The organism is Salinimicrobium flavum, from assembly GCF_042684505.1.
GTDB classification, from domain to species: domain Bacteria; phylum Bacteroidota; class Bacteroidia; order Flavobacteriales; family Flavobacteriaceae; genus Salinimicrobium; species Salinimicrobium flavum.
This window is the reverse complement of record NZ_JBHULT010000006.1, coordinates 1,012,006-1,019,095: the sequence shown is the minus strand read 5'-3', so window position 1 is coordinate 1,019,095 and position 7,090 is coordinate 1,012,006. Positions and strand designations below refer to the sequence as shown.

Below are 7,090 nucleotides of genomic sequence, written 5' to 3'. Positions count from 1 at the left end.
GAATGTCATTGGCGACAGCTTTAGAGGAGCTACCTGGGTGAGCATTCACAACGGCGGGGGTGTAGGCTGGGGAGAGGTGATCAACGGCGGATTCGGTATGGTTCTTGAGGGTAATTTAGAATCTGAAAGACGACTTAAGTCTATGTTATATTGGGATGTAAACAATGGGATCTCCCGACGATCCTGGGCCCGTAATGAAGGAGCCGTGTTTGCAATTAAAAGGGCCATGGAAACAGAACCTAAATTAAAAGTCACGCTTCCTAATATGGTAGATGAGAGTTTGCTTAACCAAATGTAAAACTTAAACTACAGGCCTATGAAACCATTAAAAATTACTGCGGTTCTCCTCCTGTTTGTGCTGGTTCTTAACTCGTGCAACACAGTAAAAGTAGCTACCGATTATGATCGGGAAGCAAATTTCAATCAGTATCAATCCTTTGCTTTCTTCAAACCGGGAATTGACAAAGCTGAGATCTCTGATCTTGATAAAAAGAGGATCCTTCGTGCTATAGAGGCAGAAATGCAACAAAAAGGCTTCACCAAATCTGAAGACCCTGATCTCTTAGTCAGCATCTTTACCAAGACCAAAGAAAACATCAATATTTACAACCATAACTACGCCTATGGATACGGCTGGGGATGGCACCCATGGTACTGGGGATCTGGATACAACACGGTAAGCTCCACTACTGAAGGTACACTGTATATTGACCTTATAGATGCTGAAAGAAAAGAACTCGTATGGCAGGGAATGGGAACAGCTGCTCTTGCCAAAGACGTAGAACGTAAACAGGGAAGGATCAATGAGATCGTCAAAGAGATCCTCGAAAAGTATCCTCCCGGAAAGAATTAAAAAAGTTGTCCCCCCAAGCTGAAGCCGTTAAATAACCATTTTTTTAGCGGCTTTTTTCATTCCGTCAAGGCCTACTTATCTATGCTTCAGAATTTTAAGGAGATAATATTTTTGTATCTTTAAACGCATGATTTTTTAGATGATTTTTATGGAACAGGAATTTGAATCCAATGAGATAATTGACCGCCTACCGGCACACCTCAAACAGTTTATTAAACCTCAGAACTATGAGGACTATACCGCCGTTAATCAGGCTGTATGGAGGTACGTGATGCGCAAGAATGTAGACTACCTAAGCAAGGTTGCACATTCCTCTTATCTTGAAGGCTTGCGTCAAACCGGGATTTCCATAGACCACATTCCCAACATGTATGGGATGAACAGAATACTCAAGGAGATTGGTTGGGCAGCTGTTGCAGTTGATGGATTTATTCCCCCTGCTGCATTCATGGAATTCCAGGCCTACAATGTGCTGGTTATCGCCAGTGACATAAGGCAGCTGGACCATATTGAATATACCCCGGCCCCTGATATCATCCATGAAGGTGCGGGTCACGCACCCATTATCGCAAATCCTGAATATGCCGAATACCTGCGTCGTTTTGGCGAAATTGGCTGCAAAGCAATTTCCAGCGCTAAGGACTACGAAATCTATGAAGCAATAAGACACCTGTCTATTATCAAGGAAGCTGAAGACACACCCGATGAAGAAATCGCCGTCGCCGAAAAGCGCGTGGATGAACTTCAGAATGACCTGAGGGAACAGAGCGAAATGGCACAGATACGAAACCTGCACTGGTGGACTGTGGAATACGGACTCATAGGGACAGTGGAGGACCCCAGGATCTATGGCGCCGGCCTGCTCTCCTCTATTGGGGAAAGCGCCTGGTGCATGACAGACAAAGTGAAGAAGCTACCTTATTCCATCGAAGCCGCACAACAGGAATTTGACATTACCAAACCGCAGCCTCAACTCTATGTTACTCCTGATTTTGCTCATCTGAGCATGGTCCTCGAAGAATTTGCCAATAAAATGGCTCTTAGGGTCGGAGGTTTGGAGGGAATCAAAAAGCTTATTAATTCCAAAAATGTAGGAACCATTGAACTTAGTACCGGATTACAGATATCAGGCGATTTTACGCGGGTGATAGAGCATGAAGGAAACCCGGTCTATTTCCAGACCACCGGAGAGACCGCGCTGGCAAACCGGGATAAAGAACTTGTGGGACATGGTATTGAGAACCATCCGGACGGATTTGGATCTCCGGTAGGCAAACTTAAGGGCATTAACCTGGCTATTGAGGATATGAGTCCAAGAGACCTTAGAGCATATGATATCTATGAAGGCCTTAAAGTGGCCTTTGAGTTTGAAGGCGGAGTAGTCGTTAAAGGAGAGATCATAACGGGAACCCGAAACCTGCAGGGAAAGATCATTTTGATCAGTCTCAAAGACTGCACGGTTACCTATAAAGAAGAAGTTCTTTTCAAACCCGAATGGGGGAAATACGACATGGCCGTAGGTAAGGAAGTTGTTTCTGCTTTTGCCGGCCCGGCAGACTGGCATTCGTTTGATATGATCACCCATAAGACCTCTTCTACCACTATCAAGAGCAAAAAGACCCCTGAGAAACAGGAATTGGAATCACTTTATGAGTCGGTAAGGAATATCCGGGAAGGAAAGAATACTAAATTCTCTCTTGAAGCTGCTTTTGACATTTTGAAAAAACACCATCCAAAAGACTGGTTGCTTTCGGTAGAGATCTTTGAATTGGCACATGACAAAGACGAAAGGTTGGCTTCCGAAGTCCTGGAACACCTGGAAAAAGTCAGGGCACAACGCCCTGAAGTGGCTCATTTGATCGATGGTGGGATAAGCCTGATCAAACCAGATTTTGTGGCAGGTTAAAAGTTAAAGCTTAAGCCGGGTCATATCTTCGGAAGTGGTGAATTCTTCATCATTGTATCTTAAGGTCCAGCCCAGGGAACTGGTTAGGATGTAAATCTTCTGAAGTTCGCTCACGAGCCGGTTCTTCGCATTGGATTTAAGAGTTGAATTTTCAACTTTTTCCATTATTGAACTGTTGATCCTGTTCTTGATCCTGTTGTAATCTTTTTCGTCAAACTGGTTCAGGTAATCCTGGGTTATATCGTAATACTTGATATCTGGATAGATATTGATCTCCTCCTCGGGAATATGGGTGATGGTCACGATCTTGTTTTCCTCATCTACCTCCACCTGCAGTTTACTTAGGTCATAGGCGACGGTCGCTTTGGCATTCACCACGATCAGGGCTTTTTTCCTGGCAGAAAATATGTCCAGGTAGAACTTTTTAGAGTCATTAAAGGTATACACCTGCGAAAAAGTCCCTTCAGTAACCACCAGCTTCCCGACATTTTTCAGCTGCTCCTGTATGAGGGCCGAACTCTCCTCCAGCCGGTCTCTTTCGCTGTTCCTGTTCTCGCAATAACGCACGGCAAAGACCAAAAGAAGTACTACCAGAGCACCATATAGAAATTTTCTCATGAGGGAAAGTTACAAATTCCCTGCAGCCTTTATTTGAAGAAAATGTGAAAGATTACTTTAAAACCTGATTTCGGGATAATTATTCTGCAGATCACTTATCTTTTTTTGAAGATCCTTCCTGAATTTTTTATGCGCTTCAGAATCCTCATTAAAAGGCCTGTGAGAAAGACCTTTTTGGATGGTTTCTACCTTTTTCATCACCGGTAATGCTTCGGAAGGGATCCAGGTTTCAGTGAACTTTTCCCATATATAATCTATGGCTATCGCGTTAGGGTGCAGCATATCTTCGGCATAAAACCGGTAGTCCCGCAGTTCATCCATCATGATCTCGTACGCCGGAAAATAAGCGGTATTCTTTTCTTCAGAAATTACCTGGTGCACAGCAGTGATAAGCCGGGACTTGCTCAATTGATTCTCAATGAACCCGTCTTTAAGGTGACGAACCGGAGAAACTGTAAAGATTACAGTGACCTCAGGATTAAGTTCCCTAACGAGTCTTACACATTCAAAAAGATTGGTTTCAACATCGATCAATTCTTTGCTGAAATTTTTCTGCGGAACCTTATGACAGTTCGCGACCGTTTCTCCTGTTTTCTTTAATCTATATCCCCAGGCGGTGCCGGGAGTAATGATCACATGGGATGCCGTTTTGAGATAGGTACGGGTCTCTTCTGCAGCCGAATTAAGCCGGTCCAAAATTACTTCTTTTTCTAAACTGCTAAGGTCTGAATGAGCCCGGTAGGAATGCCATGCATCATTATGAAAGAAAATATCTTCCTCTGTGTACTTTTTCTTCTGAACCACACTGTTTAAAAAATTATGTATGGCCGCGGGATGGAAGAGGATCCCGAAAGGATTCAGCAGTTGCTGAAATTTAAAATATTCCAGCTTATTTCCCATGTTTTCAACAAAACAAGAGCCCAAAAGCAGCACTTTTGAGGAGTAACCTATCTTTGGTTCCTGCGGATGAATTGGAACCTGAGTGCGGAATTCCATTAGTTGAATTTTAGACCAGACCTGCAAGGTTTCAGGTCTGGTGTCATTTATTTGACGAAGTCTTCAGCTTTTTGCAGCGCTTCATTAATACCTGCCGTATTCTTACCTCCCGCAGTAGCGTAGAACGGCTGTCCGCCACCGCCACCCTGGATGTATTTCCCCAGTTCTTTCACGACTTTACCGGCATGCAGATCCTTCTCCTTTACCAGGTCCTTTGAAATATAGCAGGACAATAAGGCTTTTCCGTTCTGGTCGCTTGCAAACAAAAGGAAGAGCTTGTCAAATTCTTCAGCAAGCTGGAAAGACAGATCTTTGATCCCGCCAGAATCCAGGTCAACCTTTTTGGCCAGGAAATTCACTCCTTCAATTTGCCTTATTTCGTTCTTTAGGTCCCCTTTCAGGTTCTTTGCTTTATCTTTTAAAAGTTGTTCCACCTGTTTTCTTAGTTCAGCATTCTCTTCCTGCAGACTTATCACAGCTTTCACCGGATCTTTGGCATTTTTAAGGACAGATCTTATTTCGCTGAAGGTTTCGGTTTGTTCAGAAAAATATTCTTTCGCGGCTTCATTTGTGATTGCCTCAATACGCCGTATTCCTGATGCCACGGCAGCTTCAGAAATGATCTTGAAATGCCAGATGTCTGAAGTATTGCCTACGTGAGTACCTCCACACAATTCCATGGATTCCCCGAATTTAACGGCACGAACCTTATCCCCGTATTTCTCACCAAAAAGAGCGATTGCACCGGCCTCTAACGCTTCCCGGTAGGACATTTCGCGGTTATCTTCCAAAGGCAGTTTTTCAGAGATCCTGGAATTCACGAATTTTTCGATCTCCCTAAGTTCCTCAGGAGTTACTTTACTAAAATGAGAAAAATCGAACCTCAAATAATCACTGTGCACCATAGATCCTTTTTGCTCTACGTGCGGCCCCAAAACCTTTCTCAATGCCTGGTGCAGCAAATGTGTAGCAGAGTGATTGGCGGCTGTACGAGCCCTGCGGACAGGGTTTACAACAGCCTTAAAAGTCGCGGCAGGATCTTTCGGCAGCTCTTTGGCCAAATGGATGATAAGGTTGTTTTCCTTCCGGGTATCGGTAATATAAACCACTTCCCCATCCCTGTCTTCGAGAATACCTCTATCCCCTACCTGGCCACCGCCTTCCGGATAAAAAGGGGTTTTATTGAACACCAGCTGGTAAAGTTGTCCCTCCTTTTTAGATTCTACCTTTCTGTAACGTATGATCTTCACCTCAGCTTCGAGACTGTCGTAACCCACAAACCCTGCAGATTCTTCATCTGAAAGTATCTCCCAGTCCCCCGAAGTGACTTTGGACGCGTTACGGGAACGGTCCTTTTGCTTTTGAAGTTCTTCTTCAAATCCTTTTTGGTCCAGCGTATATCCCTTTTCGCCCAGGATCAATGCGGTGAGGTCAATGGGAAAGCCATAGGTATCGTACAGCTCAAAAGCTTTTTTTCCTGAAACATTTCTGTCTTGGGACTCCTTCATGATCTGGTCCAGAAGAACCAGTCCCTGATCAAGGGTACGTAAAAAGGAGTTTTCCTCCTCTCGTATTACATTCTTACAAAGCTCCTTTTGTGAACGGAGCTCCGGGAAAGCTTCTCCCATTTGTTTGCTCAGGGTATCCACCAATTTGTATACAAAAGCTTCTTTCTGATCAAGGAAGGTAAACCCGTAGCGGATAGCCCTTCTCAAAATTCGACGTATCACGTAACCTGCACCGGTGCTTCCGGGCAACTGGCCGTCAGCAATTGCAAAAGCCACTGCACGTACGTGATCTGCGATCACGCGAATGGCGATATCTGTTTCTTCGTTTTTTCCGTAGGTCGAGTTGGTGATCTTCTGGATCTCGGTGATCAAGGGCGTGAAGACATCTGTATCGTAATTTGATTTCACCCCCTGCAGCACCATACTCAGGCGTTCAAAGCCCATTCCTGTATCTACGTGTTGCTGCGGAAGTTTTTCCAGCGAACCGTCTGCTTTCCGGTTGAACTGTATAAAGACCAGGTTCCAAATTTCAACCACTAAAGGATGATCTTTATTGACCAGGTCCCTTCCGGGAATTCGTGCTTTTTCTTCTTCTGACCTTAGATCAACATGAATTTCTGAAGAAGGTCCGCAAGGCCCCTGGTCACCCATTTCCCAGAAGTTATCATTTTTATTTCCGAAAATGATACGGTCCTCGGGTACGATCTGCTTCCAAAGGGCCAGTGCTTCGCCATCCACCGGGATCTCTTCCTCTTCACTGCCTTCAAATACAGAAACGTAAAGTATCTCTTTATCAATCCCGTAAACTTCGGTTAATAGTTCCCATGCCCACTGAATGGCTTCTTTTTTAAAATAATCGCCAAAACTCCAGTTTCCAAGCATCTCAAACATGGTGTGGTGGTAAGTGTCTTTCCCTACCTCCTCCAGGTCATTATGTTTTCCACTCACCCTGAGACATTTTTGCGTATCGGTCACCCGGGGACTGGCCGGGGTGCCGGTGCCCAAAAAGTATTCTTTGAACTGGTTCATCCCTGCATTGGTGAACATCAGCGTGGGGTCATCCTTGATGACCATGGGAGCTGAGGGCACAATAGTATGGGACTTGGATTGAAAGAATTCTAGGAATTTAGTACGAATGTCCTGGGATCTCATGTAGGAATAAAATTTTCAGTATTTATTAAATTATGCGGGGGAGAAAACAATTTTTAT

At 44.4% G+C, this 7,090-nt stretch carries 5 protein-coding genes and 1 pseudogene; 3 read left to right on the top strand and 3 right to left on the bottom strand.

Annotated features, from left to right (window positions below; genetic code table 11):
• The 3 genes and pseudogenes from ACFSTG_RS08085 to ACFSTG_RS08075 form a co-directional block, all read left to right on the top strand.
• A pseudogene (locus ACFSTG_RS08085) lies at positions 1-298 on the top strand (urocanate hydratase); the annotation flags it as partial.
• Positions 299-316: 18 nt separating this feature from the next.
• Positions 317-853, top strand: coding sequence for a DUF4136 domain-containing protein (locus tag ACFSTG_RS08080; RefSeq protein WP_380750776.1), 537 nt, complete (start codon positions 317-319; stop codon positions 851-853).
• A gap of 148 nt (positions 854-1,001) precedes the next feature.
• Entirely contained in the window at positions 1,002-2,759 is a 1,758-nt protein-coding gene (locus tag ACFSTG_RS08075) for an aromatic amino acid hydroxylase (protein WP_380750773.1), read from the top strand.
• Between the two features lie 3 nt (positions 2,760-2,762).
• On the opposite strand, the gene ACFSTG_RS08070 is transcribed toward ACFSTG_RS08075, so the two are convergent.
• Genes ACFSTG_RS08070 through alaS form a run of 3 tightly spaced genes read right to left on the bottom strand, consistent with a single transcriptional unit; the run spans position 2,763 to position 7,033 of the window.
• Positions 2,763-3,377, bottom strand: a complete 615-nt coding sequence (locus ACFSTG_RS08070) for a DUF4230 domain-containing protein (protein ID WP_380750770.1) — start codon at positions 3,375-3,377, stop codon at positions 2,763-2,765.
• A gap of 57 nt (positions 3,378-3,434) precedes the next feature.
• Positions 3,435-4,373, bottom strand: a complete 939-nt coding sequence (locus ACFSTG_RS08065; protein WP_380750767.1) for a GSCFA domain-containing protein — start codon at positions 4,371-4,373, stop codon at positions 3,435-3,437.
• A 47-nt stretch (positions 4,374-4,420) separates the two neighbouring features.
• A complete protein-coding gene (gene alaS / locus ACFSTG_RS08060; protein ID WP_380750764.1) occupies positions 4,421-7,033 on the bottom strand; it encodes an alanine--tRNA ligase in 2,613 nt (870 codons plus the stop codon).
• Between the last annotated feature and the right edge of the window lie 57 nt (positions 7,034-7,090).

Coding starts and splice junctions, on each gene's coding strand:
- ACFSTG_RS08080 (WP_380750776.1), top strand. CDS start 317: ATGAAACCATTAAAAATTACTGCGGTTCTCCTCCTGTTTGTGCTGGTT.
- ACFSTG_RS08075 (WP_380750773.1), top strand. CDS start 1,002: ATGGAACAGGAATTTGAATCCAATGAGATAATTGACCGCCTACCGGCA.
- ACFSTG_RS08070 (WP_380750770.1), bottom strand. CDS start 3,377: ATGAGAAAATTTCTATATGGTGCTCTGGTAGTACTTCTTTTGGTCTTT.
- ACFSTG_RS08065 (WP_380750767.1), bottom strand. CDS start 4,373: ATGGAATTCCGCACTCAGGTTCCAATTCATCCGCAGGAACCAAAGATA.
- alaS (WP_380750764.1), bottom strand. CDS start 7,033: ATGAGATCCCAGGACATTCGTACTAAATTCCTAGAATTCTTTCAATCC.